Below are 17,362 nucleotides of genomic sequence, written 5' to 3' on the forward strand. Positions count from 1 at the left end.
CGCCCGCGACCCGAGGAACAGACCCATGACCCGCGTGATCGCCGGCTCGGCCGGCGGACGGCGCCTGGCCGTCCCGCCCGGCACCGGCACCCGCCCCACATCCGACCGTGCGCGCGAGGGCATGTTCTCCACCTGGGAAGCGCTCCTCGGCACGCTCGACGGCATCCGTGTCGCCGATCTGTACGCGGGGTCCGGCGCGGTCGGCCTGGAGGCGCTCTCGCGGGGCGCGGTCCACGCGCTGCTCGTGGAGGCCGACGCCAAGGCCGCGCGCACCGTGCGCGACAACATCCGCACCCTCGGTCTGCCCGGCGCCGAATTCCGAGCGGGCAAAGCGGAACAGATCGTGACGGGACCGGCACCCTCCGACCCGTACGACGTGGTTTTCCTCGACCCTCCGTACGCCGTCACCGACGACGATCTTCGGGAGATCCTGCTCACACTCCGTGCTCAGGGGTGGCTCACGGGCGACGCTCTCGTCACCGTGGAACGGAGCACCAGAGGCGGGGAATTCAACTGGCCCGAAGGTTTCGAGCCGCAGCGGTCCCGTCGCTACGGCGAGGCCACGTTTTGGTACGGTCGCGCCGCCTCTACGTGCGAAGACGCACGATGACCGCACCGGAGAGCGAGGGGACCACGTTGCGCCGCGCCGTCTGTCCGGGGTCGTTCGACCCCATCACCAACGGACATCTCGACATCATCGGACGAGCTTCGAAGCTGTACGACGTCGTTCACGTCGCAGTGATGATCAACCAGTCCAAGAAGGGGCTGTTCACCATCGACGAGCGGATCGCCATGATCCGTGAGGTGACGGCGGACTTCGGCAACGTGGAGGTCGAGTCCTTCCACGGCCTGCTGGTCGACTTCTGCAAGCAGCGTGACATCCCGGCGATCGTGAAGGGCCTGCGGGCCGTCAGCGACTTCGACTACGAGCTGCAGATGGCCCAGATGAACAACGGTCTCTCCGGGGTCGAGACGCTCTTCGTGCCGACGAACCCGACCTACAGCTTCCTGTCGTCCTCGCTGGTCAAGGAGGTCGCCACCTGGGGCGGTGACGTGGCGCACCTGTTGCCGCCGACGGTCCACGGGGCCCTCGTGGAGCGTCTCGCTCAGAAGTGATGTGCTGACCGTCCGTCACCAGGTGTCGGACGGGCGGCGACTGGCCTTACAGTCGTCCCGTCCGTCTCCAACAGCAGCAGAGAGTGGCGAGCACACGGTGGACGTGCAGAAGAAGCTCGACGAGATCGTCGAAACGGTCGGGAACGCCCGCTCCATGCCCATGTCGGCGTCCTGCGTGGTCAACCGGGCCGAACTGCTCGCGATGCTCGAGGAGGTGCGCGAGGCCCTGCCGGGTTCGCTCGCCCACGCCGAGGAGCTCATCGGCGGCCGTGAGCAGCTCGTCGAGCAGGCCAGGCAGGAGGCCGAGCGGATCATCGAGTCCGCCCGCGCGGAGCGCGGCTCCCTCATCTCCGGCACCGAGATCGCCCAGCAGTCCCAGGCAGAGGCGGACCGGATCCTGTCCGAGGCCCGCCGGGAGGCCGACGAGGTGCGCGGCGAGGCCGACGAGTACGTCGACAGCAAGCTCGCCAACTTCGAGGTCGTCCTCACCAAGACCATCGGTTCCGTCGACCGGGGCCGCGAGAAGCTGCTGGGCCGTGGTGAAGGCGTCGACGAGCAGGGCTACGAGGACCCCGACTTCGCCGAGGCGCCGGAGCGCAGCGCCGACCCCGAGACGCTCCGCCGGCGTGCCGACGACTACGTGGACACCAAGCTGGGTGCCTTCGAGGCCGTGCTCGCCAAGACCCTGGAGGCCGTAGGCCGGGGCCGTCAGAAGCTGCACGGCCGGGTCGCGACCGACGAGCTCGGCGCGCACATGGCCGCGCAGGACGCGGCGGGTGGGCACCTGCACACCAGCGACGAGGACCACTGGGCCGGCCTGGCCGAGCTCGCCACCCCCGAGCCGCCGCAGAGCCCTCAGCAGCCGTCCTACGCCGAGCCCGCACAGCCGGACTACGCACCGGCCGCCGCCTACCAGGACCCCACGCAGCCCGGCTTCCCGGCCCAGGGCGGGGCCGAGCCGCACTACGCGCAGACGTACGGCTACCAGGACCAGCAGCAGATCCAGGACGGCTACAGCTACCAGCAGCCGGTCGACCCGTACGCCGCCTACCAGCAGCAGGCGTACGACCCGAACCAGCAGCAGGAGTACGGCTGGCCGCAGCAGGCCCAGGCCCCCGTGCAGCGGGGTGAGAGCGCGCTCGACGAGACCAGCCTGTTCGACACCAGCATGATCGACCTGGAACAGCTGCGCCGCTACGAACAGGGCCGCTGACCGGAGGGGGCCGTACCGGATTGGGAGCTGGGCGGTACGTCCAGTATCCTGGCTCTTCGGTCGCGTGTATGTCCGCGATCCCGGCTGCCCTCTTTCCTCCAGGACAGGGGCGGCCCTCCCGAAGCCGCACCACGCACATGATTTCGAAAGCAGGAAAAGCCCTGAACGGCCACCTCGACCACCGCAGCCCTCTCGTGTTCGATACGCGCGAGCTGGGCCGGCGTCCGGGTACCCAGAAGCGGCTGACCCGCACGGCGGAAGCACCCAAGGACCTCGGCATCGACGGGGTCATCGGTGTTCCCGAGAACGCGCCCCTGGCGCTGGACCTCCGCCTCGAATCGGTCATGGAAGGGGTGCTTGTCACAGGCACCGCCCGTGCGACGGCCGAGGGGGAGTGCGTAAGGTGTCTGGAGCCGCTGACCCTCGAGGTCGAAGCGGACTTCCAGGAAATGTTCTCGTACCCTGACGCCGATGACCGGAACCGCAGCAGGACCGCGGACCCGGTCGACGACGCCGAGGACGACGAGGACAGGTTCTTCCTCGAGGACGACTCGTTCGACCTCGAGCCTGTGCTGCGTGACGCGGTGGTGCTCGCACTGCCGCTGCAGCCGGTGTGCAAGGAGACCTGTGCCGGTCTGTGTTCCGAATGCGGGATCAGGCTGGACGAGAATCCGGACCACCACCACGACGTCGCCGACATCCGTTGGGCGGCACTGCAAGGACTCGCCGAGACCGTTCAGGACGGCGAGAAGGACAACATGGGCGGCGCCGAACCTGGCGTCGACGAGAAGCAGGAGAAGTAGCCGTGGCTGTTCCGAAGCGGAAGATGTCGCGCAGCAACACGCGCCACCGCCGGTCGCAGTGGAAGGCTGCGGTCCCCACCCTGGTTTCGTGTGAGCGTTGCCAGGAGCCGAAGCTCCAGCACATCGCGTGCCCGAGCTGCGGCACCTACAACAAGCGCCAGGTCCTCGAGGTCTGAGCGGCTGGTGAGAGGCCCGATGTCTGAGTTGTCCAGCGCCAAGAAGCAGGCAGACAACATCAACACAGCCTCGTCCCACACGCTTCTGGAAGGGCGGCTCGGGTATCACCTCGAGTCCGCCCTTCTGGTGCGTGCGCTGACCCACCGTTCGTACGCATACGAGAACGGCGGTCTGCCCACCAACGAGCGGCTCGAATTCCTCGGGGATTCGGTGCTCGGCCTGGTGGTCACGGACACGCTGTACCGCACCCACCCCGACCTGCCCGAAGGCCAGCTGGCCAAGTTGCGGGCCGCGGTGGTCAACTCGCGTGCACTTGCGGAAGTGGGCCGCGGCCTCGAACTCGGCTCCTTCATCCGGCTCGGCCGCGGTGAAGAGGGCACGGGTGGCCGGGACAAGGCTTCCATCCTCGCCGACACCCTTGAAGCGGTGATCGGCGCCGTCTATCTCGACCAGGGCCTCGGCGCGGCCTCGGAGCTGGTCCACCGGCTCTTCGACCCGCTGATCGACAGGTCCTCCAACCTCGGAGCCGGCCTGGACTGGAAGACCAGTCTCCAGGAGCTCACCGCGAGCGAGAGCCTCGGAGTCCCCGAGTACCTCGTCACGGAGACCGGCCCCGATCACGAGAAGACCTTTACTGCTGCTGCTCGCGTCGGTGGTGTCTCGTACGGCACCGGCACCGGCCGTAGCAAGAAGGAAGCGGAGCAGCAGGCGGCGGAGTCCGCCTGGCGCGAGATCAGCGCCGCCGCGGAAGCACGGGAGGCGGCGGCGAAGTCCGCAGCCGACGGAGGGGTCGCCGACGTCCCTGCCGACCCGTCGCCGAACTCGGACGCGGCTCCGGCCTGATTTACCCGGAAACCCCTCGGTGCCCAGGCGCACCGGGGGGTTTTCGCTGTCCCCTCACGTTCCAGCTGTCCCTTCATGTCCCGCCACGTGTCCCGTCGCGAAGGAGTGCCTGCCGTGCCCGAACTGCCCGAGGTCGAAGTCGTACGGCGGGGTCTGGAGCGCTGGACCACCGGGCGCACCGTCGAGGACGTCGAGGTCCTCCACCCGCGTGCGGTCCGCAGGCACGTCGCCGGCGGCCCGGACTTCGCGGCCCGGCTCCGTGGCCTGCGCTTCGGCACGGCGATGCGCCGCGGCAAGTACCTCTGGATCCCCCTGGACGAGGTGGAGTCCTCACTCCTGGGCCATCTCGGCATGAGCGGCCAGCTGCTGGTGCAGCCCGAAGAGGCCCCAGACGAGAAGCACCTGCGGATCAGGATCCGCTTCGACGACCGGCTCGGTACCGAGCTGCGCTTCGTCGACCAGCGAACCTTCGGCGGGCTGTCGCTGCACGAGAACACCCCCGACGGCGTGCCCGACGTCATCGCGCACATCGCGCGCGACCCGCTCGACCCGGCCTTCGACGACGACGCCTTCCACCTGGCGCTGCGCCTGCGCCGTACGACGGTCAAGCGCGCCCTGCTCGACCAGTCCCTGATCAGCGGCGTCGGCAACATCTACGCCGACGAGGCGCTCTGGCGCAGCCGGCTGCACTACGAGCGGCCGACCGCCACCCTGACCCGCCCGAGGACGGCGGAGCTGCTCGGCCATGTCCGGGACGTGATGCGGGAGGCCCTCGACCAGGGCGGTACCAGCTTCGACAGCCTGTACGTCAATGTGAACGGGGAGTCCGGGTACTTCGACCGGTCGCTGGACGCGTACGGCCGGGAGGACGAACCCTGCCGCCGCTGCGGTACGCCGATGCGCAGGCGGCCGTGGATGAACCGCTCCAGCTACTTCTGTCCGCGCTGCCAGCGCCCGCCGCGGACCGTCTGAGGTCTCGGATCAGCCCGGGCGTGCGGCGTCGTACCGGTTCCGGGCCTCGACCACCTCGGGCATCCGGCCCTCGACGAGCTGGATGAGGTCCATCAGCCTGCCGGTGACCTCGCGGCCCAGCGCCGTCAGTTCGTAGTCGACGCGCGGCGGATTCGTCAGCAGGGCCTCCCGGTGGACGAGCCCGTCGCGCTCGAGCGCGTGCAGCGTCTGGGAGAGCATCTTCTCGCTGACGCCGTCGACCCGGCGGCGCAGCTCGTTGAAGCGGGCGCCGCTCTCGTACAGCGCGCCCAGGGTCAGCCCACCCCAGCGGCCGGTGACGTGCTCCAGGGTTCCGCGTGAGGGGCACTGCCGGGAGAAGACGTCGAAGGGCGAGTCGCCGCCGTCCAGTACCTGCTCCGTCCGTGTCTCGCTCATACCCGCAGCTTACGCCTGCGCAGCGCCCACCCGGGGTGAGCGCTGCGCAGGAGGAAGAGCGGGAGGGCCGTCGCCGTCAGCGGCTGATGACGGAGACCTCACTCGCACCGGACGTGGTGCCGTCCGCGTAGAGCACCGAGATCCTGTAGTAGACCGTGCTCGCCGGCGGCAGGGCGGGGTCCACCCAGTTCCAGGAGGTGACGTTGTCCCTGGGCTCCGTGCGGACCGGGTCGAAGGTCTGCGTCACCGGGTTCCAGCGGTGGATGGCGAAACCGGTGACCTCGCCGAGGGTCGTGGAGCTCGCGAGAGCCCAGGAGATCCAGCCGTTCTGGTCGGAGCTCAGGTACACCAGCGGCGCGCCGGTCGCCGCCGGTGCGGTCGGGCGGAGGTCCAGCTCGGTGACGTCGACCGCCGTCGCGCCGGTGGCCGGGGTGAGCTGGTTCCCGTACTGGTCGACGGCGACCACGGCGTAACGGACCTGCTGTCCGTCGGCCGGGACGTAGTCGTGGAAGGTCGTCCCCTGGATCTGCCAGGGCTTGAAGTCCGCCGGATGCGGCACGGCCTTGTACGCCCACTGCCCGTCGACGAGCGAGCCGCGCAGCACGAGGTAGTGCGCGAGGCCGGGGTCCTTGCTCGCGTCCCAGGAGAGGGTGACGCCGTTCCTCTCCGGGACGGTCCTCACGCCGGTGACCGCCGGGGGCGCCGTCGTGTTCCCGGTGACGGTGACCGTGAGCCCCGCGGACGGGGTGCCGCCGTTCCCCTCGTGGTCGACCGCGACGACGTGGTAGGCGTACTTGGCGCCGGGCTGCGGGGCGGCATCGGTGAACGAGGTCCCCCTGACGCCCGAACCGACCTCAGTGCGGGTGGCGCTGCCGGTGCCGGGGCGGCTCGTCCGGAAGACCGAGTAGCCGGCGAAGTCGCTGCTGGTCACCGCGGAGGCGTCCCAGGTCACGGTGACGCCCGCCTCGCTCTCCGAGGCCCGCGCGTTGAGCGCGGTGTCGACCGGGCCGGTCGTGTCGTCGCTGTAGTACATCGCGGTGCCGGAGGCCGGGGACTCGTTGCCGCTCGTGTCGACGGCGGTGACGACGTAGTAGTAGACGTCACCGGTCTGCGGCAGCGGTCCGCTGTAGCCGCCGCCGGTGGAGGCCAGCCGGTTGGCGGGGGTGAGGGCGACCGGCTGCGAGGTCGAGCGGTAGACCCGGTACTCGGCGAGGTCGGGCTCGGCGTTGCCGTCCCAGTACAGGGTGACCTTGGCCGGGCTGCCCATCGCCCAGTTGTCCTCGACGCCCTTAGGGGCGGCGGGGGCCGTGCGGTCCACCGTGGTGATGCCGAGGTCGGCGGTGCCCGACGAGGTGTTGCCGGCCTTGTCGTACGCGCGCACCTCGTAGTAGTAGACGTTGCCGTCCTTCGGCGCGGTCGTGTCGGTGTACGAGGTGGACGTCGTGGTCGCGAGGGCCTTCGACGGATAGGAGGCGCCCTTCAGCCGCCGGTACACGCGGTACCCGGCGAGGTCCATCTCCTTGTTCCTCGCCCAGCTGACCTTGGTGGACGTGGAGGCGGCGCTGTAGGTGACGGCGGTCCCGGTGGGGACCAGCGGCTTCACCTTGTCCACGGCCGCCGTGGTGCGGGGAGCGTACGAGAACTTGACGTCGGCGGCGCCGGTCCAGTTCACGAAGTCGATGCGCAGGCTGTGCTTGCCCGAGGGGATGGTCACGGTGACCGTCTTGGAGACGGTGTCGGCGACGTTCTTCCACAGGTCGAGCTTGCGTACGCCGTCCACGTAGACGCGGATGCCGTCACGGGAGGACGCCGCGAACGAGAACGGCCCGCCCGAGCCGAAGTCGCGGGTCGTGGACCAGCGGACACCGAAGTTGTTGGAGGGCATGCCCTTGTAACCGGGTGCGCCCGTGCCCCAGTTCTGGTCGATCACGGAGTCGCAGTCCGTGCCCTTGGGCGTGCCGGTGAAGGTGGTGTTCGCGTAGAACGTCCGCTTGAAGACGGGGGATGCGCAGGTCACGGCTGCGGAAGCCGGGGCGGCCGTGGCGAGCAGGCCCCCCGCGGTGGCGAGTACGACGGCGCCGGCCGTGGCTGCCGTGGTGCCTCTGGGTCGGTTCATGCGTTCCTTCGGTTCTGATCGTCTGAGTCAAAGAGATGACTGCTGACGATCAAGACTCTTGTGAAGGGGGCATAGTTGTAGACCCGGAGAGGTCGGTTCGACATGGGCCGGCGGAGCCGCGGGCCGGCCGGGCACCAGGCAGCGGAGCCGCGACGGCGGACTCGACCGCCCGAGGCTCTTCGCCGGGGCCCCCGTGAGCCGACCGGCACCTGTCCCGTCGTAAGGCGTGAAGGGCGGCCCGCATGCGGGCCGCCCTTCACGCCTTACCGGTACGAGCACCGACACGCCATGGCCCGGTGACGGGCCGGGAGCAGGAGGTGCTGACCCTGCCGCTTCTCAGAAGCCGAAGTCCTGCGTCCACCACGGGCCGCCGGAGCCGAGGTGGACTCCTACGCCGAGCGTCTTGTAATCGCAGTTGAGAATGTTCGCGCGGTGGCCGTCGCTGTTCATCCAGGCATCCATCACGGCCTGTGCGTCGGCCTGGCCCCGGGCGATGTTCTCGCCGCCGAGACCCTGCACGCCGGCTGCCTCGGCCCGGTCCCAGGGAGTGGCCCCGTCGGGGTCGGTGTGGCCGAAGAAGTCGCGGGCCGCCATGTCCTCGCTGAGGTCCTGGGCGAGCGCGGTCAGTGAGGCGCTGGTGGTCACCGGGGTGCAGCCGACCTTCGCGCGTTCCTGGTTGACCAGGGCGAGCACGGCGGCCTGCGCGGAGGTGGAGGACGGGCTCGCCGGGGCGGCGGGCTTCGTGCTCGGGGCGGCGGACGAGGGCTTCGGGGCGGCCGGCGTGCTGGTGGCCGGGCTGGACGAGGTGCTCTTCTTCGGCTGCGTGGCCGGAGCCTTCGTCCGTTCCGGCGTCTTCGTCGCCGGCTTCGATGCGGTTGCGGAGGGCTTCGCACTCGGCTTCGTGCTCGGGGTGGCCGACGGAGACTTCGACGGGGCGGCGGAACGGCCCGCACCCCGGCTGGCCTCGGCCGAAGCGGAGGCCGACGTACGGCCGGTCGGCCCGGCGGTGGACTCGCCCTGGGTCAGCAGGTCGGGCGCACCACCCGCGTGAACCTGGTCGGCGGCTCCGCCCCCGCTGACGCTGTAGCTGTCGCCACCGGGCAGCAGACCGGAGGCGACGGCGACCGCTCCGACAGCCACGGCCGCGGAGACGCCGAGGAGGCCGGCGCGCACGGGTATGCCGGTTCGCTTCTTCCGGCGGGCGCTCCGGTACCCGTCCTCCGCGTCCGCCGCGTGCTGCTCAGCGGCGGGGGCCGCGCCTGCGCGTCGATGCCGTCCCATGCGCTGTGCCTTCCTCGTGCTCCGGGCGTCGTTTCCGACGTCACCGCATTCAAGATCAGCCTCACCCGTTCGGGTGAGGCTATTGCGAGGGGACCTTACGCCATGACGGATTGGGGGGACGTGCTCGTCGAGCAATTGGCCGGTTAGCGTTCGGGCATGAACGAAGATGCACGACTCGTCGTATGGGTACGCGGCCGAGTACAGCAAGTAGGGTTCCGCTGGTTCACCAGGGCAAATGCTTTGGAGATCGGAGGCCTTACCGGCTTCGCCCTCAATCTCGACGACGGCCGGGTACAGGTGGTGGCCGAAGGGCCGCGTGAGAATTGCCACCGCCTGCTCGACTGGCTCGACTCCGACGACACACCCGGCCACGTGGACGGAGTGACTGAGATCTGGGACACGCCGCGCGGGGGATACGAGGGATTCGCGATCCGTTGATCACAGCCTGGAAATCAAGGTCCGATCCGCTGTGTGCGCGAAGGGTGGCAAGCGGTGACCGGGAAGGGTGAAGAGCGCCTCGCACCCGAAATGACCTGCGGAGGAAGCCGGCACCCGGACATGGTTGCCAAGAAGCGAACGTCGTGCCAGGCTGCGGCATTGACGAAGATCTCCACACCCTTCGGGAACCCGCAGGAGAGTCGCGCCGCATGATCGTCGGGCCGCGCACCCCCGGGACGCCCGGTCCCGTGGCGTGTGATCGTGTTGACCGTCAAACTTTTTGGTGAGACGCTGAAAACCCCGCGCACCTTAGCTGTTCGGCAGAGCTGGTGACAGCAGAACAGCAGTGAATACAGAACACTGTCGAGCACCGCGGGTGCGATTCCCTCACGACCCACACCGCATCGGTCGGTCACTCAGTGTGGAGGACCTTTCATCATGGCAAAGGCGCTTCTCGGTTACGTCGGCGGTTCCGATCCGCGACTCCTCGCCGAGATGCGACGGCTTCAGAAGCGCGTCCAGGACCTGGAATCCGAGCTCGTACGGATCCAGGACGAGAACGACGCGCTCAACGCCGCCGCCCATCACCAGGAGTCGCTGCTCGACAGCATCGACATCGACGTACCCCAGGCGGAGCCCGCGCTGACCTGACCCCATGGCCCTGCCGGGGCCGGTCGGGCCGTAAGCCAGCCGCTCGGGATCAACCACCGAAGTCTTCGTCACGGATCGCCGTCCTGGGACACCGAGGATTGCTCGTGATCCGGCACGTCCGCGATCCGTCACGCAAGGCTGTGCTCGGATGCCCGCGCAGAAGCACCGGTATGACTGCGCAGAAGCACCGTGCAGGTTTTACAAGGGACGCTCCGGCGTCCCTTCTTTCTTTCCCCCCGGACCGTCTCCGGCCTATCGCTCTTCGCTTACCGTCTGATGTGCCCTGCACCTTCATCAGCGAAACCGAGAGTGAAAGGTAGAGTCCGGCGGCGTGCACCTCAAGGCCCTGACCCTCCGTGGTTTCAAATCGTTCGCCTCTGCCACGACCCTGCGCTTCGAACCGGGTATCACCTGTGTGGTCGGTCCCAATGGATCGGGTAAATCGAATGTGGTGGACGCGCTCTCCTGGGTCATGGGTGAGCAAGGAGCCAAATCCCTGCGCGGCGGCAAGATGGAAGACGTGATCTTCGCCGGCACCACGGGAAGGCCGCCTCTGGGCCGTGCCGAAGTGTCGCTGACCATCGACAATTCCGATGGTGCGCTGCCCATCGAGTACGCCGAGGTGACGATCACCCGGATCATGTTCCGCAACGGCGGCAGTGAATACCAGATCAACGGCGACACCTGTCGGCTGCTCGACATCCAGGAACTCCTCTCGGACTCCGGTATCGGCCGGGAGATGCACGTCATCGTCGGCCAGGGCCGGCTGGACTCTGTCCTGCACGCCGATCCGACGGGACGCCGCGCCTTCATCGAAGAGGCTGCGGGTGTGCTCAAGCACCGTAAGCGCAAGGAGAAGGCGCTGCGGAAGCTGGAGGCGATGGGCGCCAACCTCGCCCGCGTGCAGGACCTCACCGACGAACTGCGGCGCCAGCTCAAACCGCTGGGCCGGCAGGCAGCCGTGGCCCGCCGGGCCGCTGTCATCCAGGCCGACCTGCGGGACGCCCGGCTGCGGCTCCTCGCCGACGACATGGTGCGCCTGAGGGAAGCCCTGCGCGAGGAGATCGCCGACGAGGCAGCCCTCAAGCAGCGCCGGGAAGCGGCGGAAGCCGAACTCAAGGCGGCGCTCGCCCGCGAGGCGGACCTGGAGGACGAGGTGCGCCGCCTGGCGCCCCGGCTGCAGCGTGCCCAGCAGACCTGGTACGAACTCTCGCAGCTGGCCGAGCGCGTGCGTGGCACGATCTCGCTCGCCGACGCCCGGGTGAAGAGTGCCACCGCCGCGCCGGACGAGGAGCGGCGCGGGCGGGACCCGGAGGACATGGAGCGTGAGGCCGCCCGGATCCGTGAGCAGGAGGCGGAGCTGGAGGCGGCACTCGAAGCGGCGGAGCACGCCCTGGAGGACACCACCGCGCACCGGGCCGAACTGGAGCGGGAGCTGGCCTCCGAGGAACGCCGGCTCCGGGACGCGGCCCGGGCCATCGCCGACCGGCGTGAAGGGCTGGCCCGGCTCAACGGGCAGGTCAACGCCGCCCGGAGCCGGGCGGGTTCGGCGCAGGCCGAGATCGACCGGCTGGCCGCGTCGCGGGACGAGGCGCAGGAGCGGGCGGTCGCGGCACAGGAGGAGTACGAGCAGCTCAAGGCCGAGGTCGAAGGTCTGGACGCGGGTGACGCGGAGCTCGCGGAGCAGCACGAGGCCGCCAAGAGGGAGCTCGCCGGTGCCGAAGCGGCCCTCAGCACGGCGCGTGAGGCGGTCACCTCGGCGGAACGGAGCCGTGCCGCGGTCTCCGCCCGGCACGAGGCACTGTCGCTGGGGCTGCGGCGCAAGGACGGCACCGGAGTGCTGCTTGCCGCGGGGGACCGGCTCTCCGGCCTGCTCGGGCCGGTCGCGGAGCTGCTCACGGTGGCCTCGGGGTACGAGGTCGCCGTGGCCGCCGCGCTGGGCGCGGCAGCCGACGCCGTCGCGGTGAGGGATCCGGCCACGGCCGCGGACGCGATCCGCCTGCTGCGCAAGCAGGACGCGGGGCGCGCGGCGCTGGTACCGGGCGGAGCGGGGGCCGGGCTGGTGCCGGCGCAGGGTACGGAACAGCTGCCGGAGCCTGTCGGCCCCCCGGCCGGACAGGTACCGGGGCAGGCGTCCGGCCCGGAGCACGGCGCCGGGGCAGTCACGGTCTCCGGCACCGAGCAGAGCCGCGCTGTCCCCGGCACGGGGCAGGGCCACGCTGCCCCCGGCACGGGGCAGGGCCCAGCGGCTTCCGGGGTGGAGCCCGGAGTGGAGGCGGCCGGTCGGGCCGTCGCCACCGGGGAATGCCCGGCGCCCGCCGTCGCCTCCCTGCTGCAGGGGCCCGCCGAACTGATGGCGGCCGTACGGCGGCTGGTCCGCGACATGGTCGTCGTCGGCACCCTGGAGGATGCCGAGGAGCTGGTCGCCGCCCACCCCGGGCTGACAGCCGTCACCGCCGAGGGTGACGTGCTGGGCTCCCATTTCGCACACGGCGGGTCCGCCGGGGCGCCCAGTCTGCTGGAGGTGCAGGCCTCCGTGGACGAGGCCGCAGCCGAACTGGCGGAGCTCGCGGTGCGCTGCGAGGGACTCGCCTCGGCCCAGCGCGCCGCCGTGGCGCGGCGCGACGAGGGCGCGGCCCGGGTGGAGGAACTGGGGGAGAGGCGCCGGGCCGCCGACCGGGAGAAGTCGGGGGTGGCGCAGCAACTCGGGCGGCTGGCAGGACAGGCCCGTGGTGCCGCCGGGGAGGCCGAGAGGATGGCCTCCTCCGCCGCCCGGGCCCAGGAGGCGCTGGAGCGTGCGAGGGAGGAGGCCGAGGAGCTGTCGGAGCGGCTCCTGGTCGCAGAGGAGACCCCGATGGAGGAGGAGCCCGACACATCCGTCCGGGACCGGCTCGCGGCCGATGGTGCCAACGCGCGCCAGACCGAGATGGAGGCCCGCCTCCAGGCCCGTACCCACGAGGAGCGGGTGAAGGCCCTCGCCGGGCGGGCCGATTCCCTCGACCGAGGGGCCCGCGCCGAGCGCGAGGCCCGCGCGCGTGCCGAGCAGCGCCGTGCCCGGCTGCGCCACGAGGCGGCCGTCGCCACGGCCGTGGCGTCGGGTGCCCGGCAGTTGCTCGCCCATGTCGAGGTCTCGGTCGTGAGGGCGGAGGAGGAGCGGACCATGGCCGAGGCGGCGAAGGCCGAGCGCGAGCGTGACCTGGCGGCCGAACGAGGCCGCGGCCGTGACCTGAAGGGCGAGCTCGACCGGCTCACCGACTCGGTGCACCGGGGCGAGGTGCTCGGGGCCGAGAAGCGGCTGCGTATGGAACAGGTGGAGGCCAAGGCGCTGGAGGAGTTCGGCGTGGAGCCGGCCGGCCTTGCCGCCGAGTACGGACCGGAACAGCTGGTACCGCCGTCCCCGGCGGCGGAGGGGGAGGAGCTTCCGGCGGATCCGGAGCATCCGCGCAACCAGCCGAAGCCGTTCGTGAGGGCCGAGCAGGAGAAGCGGCTGAAGGCGGCCGAACGGGCGTATCAGCAACTCGGGAAGGTGAATCCTCTCGCTCTCGAGGAGTTCTCGGCACTGGAGGAACGGCACAAGTTCCTCTCCGAGCAGCTCGAAGACCTGAAGAAGACCCGGGCCGATCTGATGCAGGTGATCAAGGAGGTCGACGAGCGGGTGGAGCAGGTCTTCACGGAGGCGTTCCGTGACACCGCCCGTGAGTTCGAGGGCGTCTTCTCCCGGCTCTTCCCGGGCGGCGAGGGCCGTCTCATCCTGACGGACCCGGACAACATGCTGACGACCGGTCTCGACGTCGAGGCCAGGCCGCCGGGCAAGAAGGTCAAGCGGCTCTCGCTGCTGTCCGGCGGCGAGCGGTCCCTTACGGCCGTTGCCCTGCTGGTCTCGATCTTCAAGGCCCGGCCGAGTCCCTTCTACGTCATGGACGAGGTCGAGGCGGCTCTCGACGACACCAATCTGCAGCGACTGATCCGGCTCATGGAGGAGCTCCAGGAGAGCTCCCAGCTCATCGTCATCACCCACCAGAAGCGGACGATGGAGGTCGCCGACGCGCTGTACGGCGTCTCCATGCAGGGTGACGGCGTGTCCAAGGTGATCAGCCAGCGGCTCCGCTGAGCTCCGCGTACACCCGCTGACGGGTGCTCACATCTTCTTTACCTAATCTTCAACACTTCAACGCACCTTTTGGGCACTCCTGGGTACTTGTGTGGGACCTCTTCGCTCGAATCAGAGTCTTGACTTCGAGACTTGAACGCATAACCTCAGCAATGTTGTTTTTACCTTCAAGTGGTGGTCGGCTGAAAGTTGTGCGCCACTAGGAGGGCTCACCCCCCACACCTGACGTTGCGGCCAGGTACCAGGAGTTCATGTGACCAGCACAGCGAACGGACCGGAGTCCGGGGCCCGAGCGGCCCATCCGGACCATCTCGGCCACGTCATCTTCATCACGGCGGCCGCCGCGATGGGCGGTTTCCTCTTCGGCTACGACAGTTCCGTGATCAACGGCGCCGTCGAGGCCATCCGTGACCGCTATGACATCGGGTCAGGGACGCTGGCGCAGGTCATCGCCATCGCCCTGATCGGCTGTGCCATCGGTGCGGCCACCGCGGGACGCATCGCCGACCGGATCGGCCGTATCCGCTGCATGCAGATCGCCTCGGTGCTGTTCACCATCAGCGCCATCGGATCGGCGCTCCCGTTCGCCCTCTGGGACCTCGCCATGTGGCGGATCATCGGAGGCTTCGCGATCGGTATGGCCTCGGTCATCGGCCCTGCCTACATCGCCGAGGTCTCACCGCCCGCCTACCGCGGCCGCCTCGGCTCCTTCCAGCAGGCCGCCATCGTGGTCGGTATCGCCATCTCGCAGCTGGTCAACTACGGCATCCTGCAGATCGCCGACGGCGACCAGCGCGGCGAGATCGCCGGTTTCGAGGCCTGGCAGTGGATGCTCGGCGTGATGGTCCTGCCCGCGATCCTCTACGGACTGCTGTCGTTCGCGATCCCCGAGTCGCCGCGCTTCCTGATCTCCGTGGGCAAGAAGGACCGTGCCCGGAAGATCCTCGAAGAGGTCGAGGGCAAGAACGTCGACCTCGACGCACGCGTGAACGAGATCGAGACGGCCATGCACCGTGAGCACAAGTCCAAGTTCAGCGACCTGCTCGGGAGCCGCTTCGGCTTCCTGCCGATCGTCTGGGTCGGTATCGGACTGTCGGTCTTCCAGCAGCTCGTCGGCATCAATGTCGCGTTCTACTACTCGGCGACGCTGTGGCAGTCCGTCGGCATCGACCCGACCGACTCGTTCTTCTACTCGTTCACCACGTCGATCATCAACATCATCGGCACCGTCATCGCCATGATCCTGGTCGACCGGGTGGGGCGCAGGCCCCTCGCGCTCATCGGATCCACCGGTATGGCCATCGCCCTGGCGTTCGAGGCCTGGGCCTTCTCCGCCGACCTGGTCGACGGGAAGCTGCCGAACACCCAGGGCGTCGTGGCGCTGGTGGCGGCACACGTGTTCGTGCTCTTCTTCGCCCTCTCATGGGGTGTCGTGGTCTGGGTCTTCCTCGGCGAGATGTTCCCGAACCGGATCCGCGCCGCCGCGCTCGGTGTGGCCGCCTCCGCGCAGTGGATCGCCAACTGGGCGATCACCGCGAGCTTCCCGAGTCTGGCCGACTGGAACCTGTCGGGCACCTACATCATCTACACCTGCTTCGCCGTGCTCTCGATCCCCTTCGTGCTCAAGTTCGTGAAGGAGACCAAGGGCAAGGCGCTGGAGGAGATGGGCTAATCCCCGCTGCCCCTCTCCTCGACCCGCTGCCCCGGTCCGGCCCATGCCGGCCCGGGGCAGCGTTCTGTTCACCGGCCATGCCCTCCGCTGTGCCGCGGCCCGTCCTCACCGGGTCAGAACCGGGCCGGTGTGCCGCCCGCACTGTCCGCCGGGCGCGGCAGCACCCCGTACACCCCCGCCGCGACGAGGATCGTGGCCGCCCAGCCCAGCCCGTGACGCCCGACCCAGGAGGTGGCGAGCGGGCCGGTGAACCACTCCACGTCCGTCAGCAGCAGTCCCGTCACGAGTGCCGCGCCCCAGGCGGCCATGGCCTGGCGGCTGAACCCCGCGGTGTACCAGTAGCCGCTGCGAGGTGTGGTGTCCATGAGGGCCACGGGGTCGTAAGTGCGGCCTCGCAGCAGATCCGCGCCGAAGACACCGATCCAGGCGGAGAACGTCACGCCGAGCAGGGTCAGGAACGACAGGAAGGTGTCGATGAAACTCGTGGCCACCAGCATCAGTGTTCCCCCGAGCAGCAGGCTGATCGTCGCGTTCACCCCCACGGCCCAGGCTCGGGGGACCGCGAATCCGAGCGTCTGTGCGGTGAAGCCGGCGGAGTACATCGACATCGCGTTGATCAGCACCATCCCGACGACGGCGATCAGGAGGTACGGCACCGAGATCCACCGGGGGAGCAGTTCGCCGATGAATGCCACCGGGTCCTTAGTGACGGCCAGGTGAGGTGAACCCACCGCCATGACCGCGCCCATCATCACCATCGGCAGCACCGTGACCAGGGCGCCGCCCACCGCTGCCGCGACCATGGCGCTGCCGGAGGCGGAGCGGGGCAGGTAGCGGGCGAAGTCCGGTGCCGAGGGGACCCAGCTGATGCCCCCGGCGGCCAGCGTCCCGATCCCCGCGATCATCATCGCCGCCGGCCCCGGCGGCCGGTCCAGGACGGTCCGCCACGGGGCCGAACCGATCAGATGGACCACGACGAGGAGACTCGCGCCCCCGAAGAGCCAGGCGGAGGCCCTGGAGCACAGCCGCAGCGCCCTGATCCCGAGCCCCGACACGAGGAAGCTCGCGGCGACGAAGGCCGTCAGGGTCACCAGGGTCAGCGTGTGGGTGCTCCGGATGCCGAATGCGAGGTCGAGCACCGCCAGCAGGGCGTAGGAGCCGGTGACCGCGTTCAGCGTCTCCCAGCCCCAGCGGGCCACCCACAGCAGGGCACCGGGAAAGAGATTGCCGCGTTGTCCGAAAACAGCCCTGGACAGTGCCATCCCGGGCGCCCCGCCGTACTTGCCCGCGATGGACAGCAGGCCGACCAGCCCGAAGGAGAGGACGGGGGCCGTGACCGCGACGGCCAGCACCTGCCAGAAGTTCAGCCCGTTGAAGACGGTGAGCCCGGCTCCCACGGTCAGCAGCAGCACCGTCATGTTGGCCGTCACCCACGTGGGGAAGAGGGCGCGGGCCCGGCCGGTGCGCTCGTCGTCGGGGACAGGATCCAGGCCGCGGTTCTCCACGGGCAGCAGCGTACCTTTACCCCCAAACGTGGCATACCGCCCTCGTGGTC

At 69.6% G+C, this 17,362-nt stretch carries 15 protein-coding genes; 11 read left to right on the plus strand and 4 right to left on the minus strand.

Features of this window, described 5'->3' with window-relative positions; genetic code table 11:
* Nucleotides 1-25: 25 nt before the first annotated feature.
* The 7 genes from rsmD to mutM all read left to right on the plus strand — a co-directional run bounded on the left by rsmD (nucleotide 26) and on the right by mutM (nucleotide 5,124).
* Complete coding sequence (gene rsmD, locus HED23_RS07850) at nucleotides 26-610, plus strand: 16S rRNA (guanine(966)-N(2))-methyltransferase RsmD (RefSeq protein WP_203182685.1); 585 nt, start codon at nucleotides 26-28, stop codon at nucleotides 608-610.
* A gap of 26 nt (nucleotides 611-636) precedes the next feature.
* The gene (coaD, locus tag HED23_RS07855; protein ID WP_203187399.1) at nucleotides 637-1,116 is read left to right on the plus strand and encodes a pantetheine-phosphate adenylyltransferase; all 480 of its coding nucleotides are present in this window, start codon (nucleotides 637-639) and stop codon (nucleotides 1,114-1,116) included.
* Between the two features lie 97 nt (nucleotides 1,117-1,213).
* On the plus strand, nucleotides 1,214-2,329 hold the full coding sequence (locus tag HED23_RS07860) for a cell division initiation protein (RefSeq protein ID WP_203182686.1): 1,116 nt from the start codon (nucleotides 1,214-1,216) through the stop codon (nucleotides 2,327-2,329).
* A 137-nt stretch (nucleotides 2,330-2,466) separates the two neighbouring features.
* Entirely contained in the window at nucleotides 2,467-3,132 is a 666-nt protein-coding gene (locus HED23_RS07865) for a YceD family protein (RefSeq protein WP_147959683.1), read from the plus strand.
* A gap of 2 nt (nucleotides 3,133-3,134) precedes the next feature.
* Nucleotides 3,135-3,308 (plus strand): 50S ribosomal protein L32, encoded by a 174-nt coding sequence (gene rpmF, locus HED23_RS07870; RefSeq protein WP_003965982.1) that lies wholly within the window; start codon nucleotides 3,135-3,137, stop codon nucleotides 3,306-3,308.
* A gap of 19 nt (nucleotides 3,309-3,327) precedes the next feature.
* Nucleotides 3,328-4,152 (plus strand): ribonuclease III, encoded by an 825-nt coding sequence (rnc, locus tag HED23_RS07875; RefSeq protein WP_203182687.1) that lies wholly within the window; start codon nucleotides 3,328-3,330, stop codon nucleotides 4,150-4,152.
* Between the two features lie 114 nt (nucleotides 4,153-4,266).
* Nucleotides 4,267-5,124, plus strand: coding sequence for a bifunctional DNA-formamidopyrimidine glycosylase/DNA-(apurinic or apyrimidinic site) lyase (mutM, locus tag HED23_RS07880; protein WP_203182688.1), 858 nt, complete (start codon nucleotides 4,267-4,269; stop codon nucleotides 5,122-5,124).
* A gap of 9 nt (nucleotides 5,125-5,133) precedes the next feature.
* Here the strand turns inward: mutM and HED23_RS07885 are convergent, their stop codons facing one another.
* From HED23_RS07885 to HED23_RS07895, 3 genes are all read right to left on the minus strand, one after another.
* The gene (locus tag HED23_RS07885) at nucleotides 5,134-5,538 is read right to left on the minus strand and encodes a winged helix-turn-helix transcriptional regulator (RefSeq protein WP_203182689.1); all 405 of its coding nucleotides are present in this window, start codon (nucleotides 5,536-5,538) and stop codon (nucleotides 5,134-5,136) included.
* A 76-nt stretch (nucleotides 5,539-5,614) separates the two neighbouring features.
* Entirely contained in the window at nucleotides 5,615-7,654 is a 2,040-nt protein-coding gene (locus HED23_RS07890) for a PA14 domain-containing protein (RefSeq protein ID WP_203182690.1), read from the minus strand.
* Between the two features lie 336 nt (nucleotides 7,655-7,990).
* On the minus strand, nucleotides 7,991-8,935 hold the full coding sequence (locus HED23_RS07895; RefSeq protein ID WP_203182691.1) for a CAP domain-containing protein: 945 nt from the start codon (nucleotides 8,933-8,935) through the stop codon (nucleotides 7,991-7,993).
* Between the two features lie 156 nt (nucleotides 8,936-9,091).
* Here HED23_RS07895 and HED23_RS07900 point away from each other — a divergent pair, with 156 nt between their 5' ends.
* The 4 genes from HED23_RS07900 (at nucleotide 9,092) to HED23_RS07915 (ending at nucleotide 15,807) form a co-directional block, all read left to right on the plus strand.
* Nucleotides 9,092-9,373 (plus strand): acylphosphatase, encoded by a 282-nt coding sequence (locus tag HED23_RS07900; RefSeq protein ID WP_203182692.1) that lies wholly within the window; start codon nucleotides 9,092-9,094, stop codon nucleotides 9,371-9,373.
* A 438-nt stretch (nucleotides 9,374-9,811) separates the two neighbouring features.
* Nucleotides 9,812-10,024 carry a hypothetical protein gene (locus tag HED23_RS07905; RefSeq protein ID WP_203182693.1) on the plus strand — a complete coding sequence of 71 codons (213 nt, stop codon included), beginning with the start codon at nucleotides 9,812-9,814 and terminating at the stop codon, nucleotides 10,022-10,024.
* A 331-nt stretch (nucleotides 10,025-10,355) separates the two neighbouring features.
* Nucleotides 10,356-14,135 carry an AAA family ATPase gene (locus tag HED23_RS07910; RefSeq protein ID WP_203182694.1) on the plus strand — a complete coding sequence of 1,260 codons (3,780 nt, stop codon included), beginning with the start codon at nucleotides 10,356-10,358 and terminating at the stop codon, nucleotides 14,133-14,135.
* 253 nt (nucleotides 14,136-14,388) lie between these two features.
* Nucleotides 14,389-15,807: a sugar porter family MFS transporter gene (locus HED23_RS07915; RefSeq protein WP_203182695.1), complete on the plus strand. Its 1,419-nt coding sequence runs from the start codon at nucleotides 14,389-14,391 to the stop codon at nucleotides 15,805-15,807.
* A 113-nt stretch (nucleotides 15,808-15,920) separates the two neighbouring features.
* On the opposite strand, the gene HED23_RS07920 is transcribed toward HED23_RS07915, so the two are convergent.
* A complete protein-coding gene (locus HED23_RS07920; protein WP_203182696.1) occupies nucleotides 15,921-17,312 on the minus strand; it encodes a purine-cytosine permease family protein in 1,392 nt (463 codons plus the stop codon).
* Between the last annotated feature and the right edge of the window lie 50 nt (nucleotides 17,313-17,362).

This window comes from Streptomyces pratensis, from assembly GCF_016804005.1.
In the GTDB taxonomy this organism is placed as follows: Bacteria; Actinomycetota; Actinomycetes; order Streptomycetales; family Streptomycetaceae; genus Streptomyces; species Streptomyces pratensis_A.

What these genes read in the sequence shown, in the direction of transcription:
- rsmD (WP_203182685.1), top strand. Translation starts at nt 26, where the DNA reads ATGACCCGCGTGATCGCCGGCTCGGCCGGCGGACGGCGCCTGGCCGTC.
- HED23_RS07865 (WP_147959683.1), top strand. Translation starts at nt 2,467, where the DNA reads ATGATTTCGAAAGCAGGAAAAGCCCTGAACGGCCACCTCGACCACCGC.
- rnc (WP_203182687.1), top strand. Translation starts at nt 3,328, where the DNA reads ATGTCTGAGTTGTCCAGCGCCAAGAAGCAGGCAGACAACATCAACACA.
- HED23_RS07885 (WP_203182689.1), bottom strand. Translation starts at nt 5,538, where the DNA reads ATGAGCGAGACACGGACGGAGCAGGTACTGGACGGCGGCGACTCGCCC.
- HED23_RS07890 (WP_203182690.1), bottom strand. Translation starts at nt 7,654, where the DNA reads ATGAACCGACCCAGAGGCACCACGGCAGCCACGGCCGGCGCCGTCGTA.
- HED23_RS07895 (WP_203182691.1), bottom strand. Translation starts at nt 8,935, where the DNA reads ATGGGACGGCATCGACGCGCAGGCGCGGCCCCCGCCGCTGAGCAGCAC.
- HED23_RS07900 (WP_203182692.1), top strand. Translation starts at nt 9,092, where the DNA reads ATGAACGAAGATGCACGACTCGTCGTATGGGTACGCGGCCGAGTACAG.
- HED23_RS07905 (WP_203182693.1), top strand. Translation starts at nt 9,812, where the DNA reads ATGGCAAAGGCGCTTCTCGGTTACGTCGGCGGTTCCGATCCGCGACTC.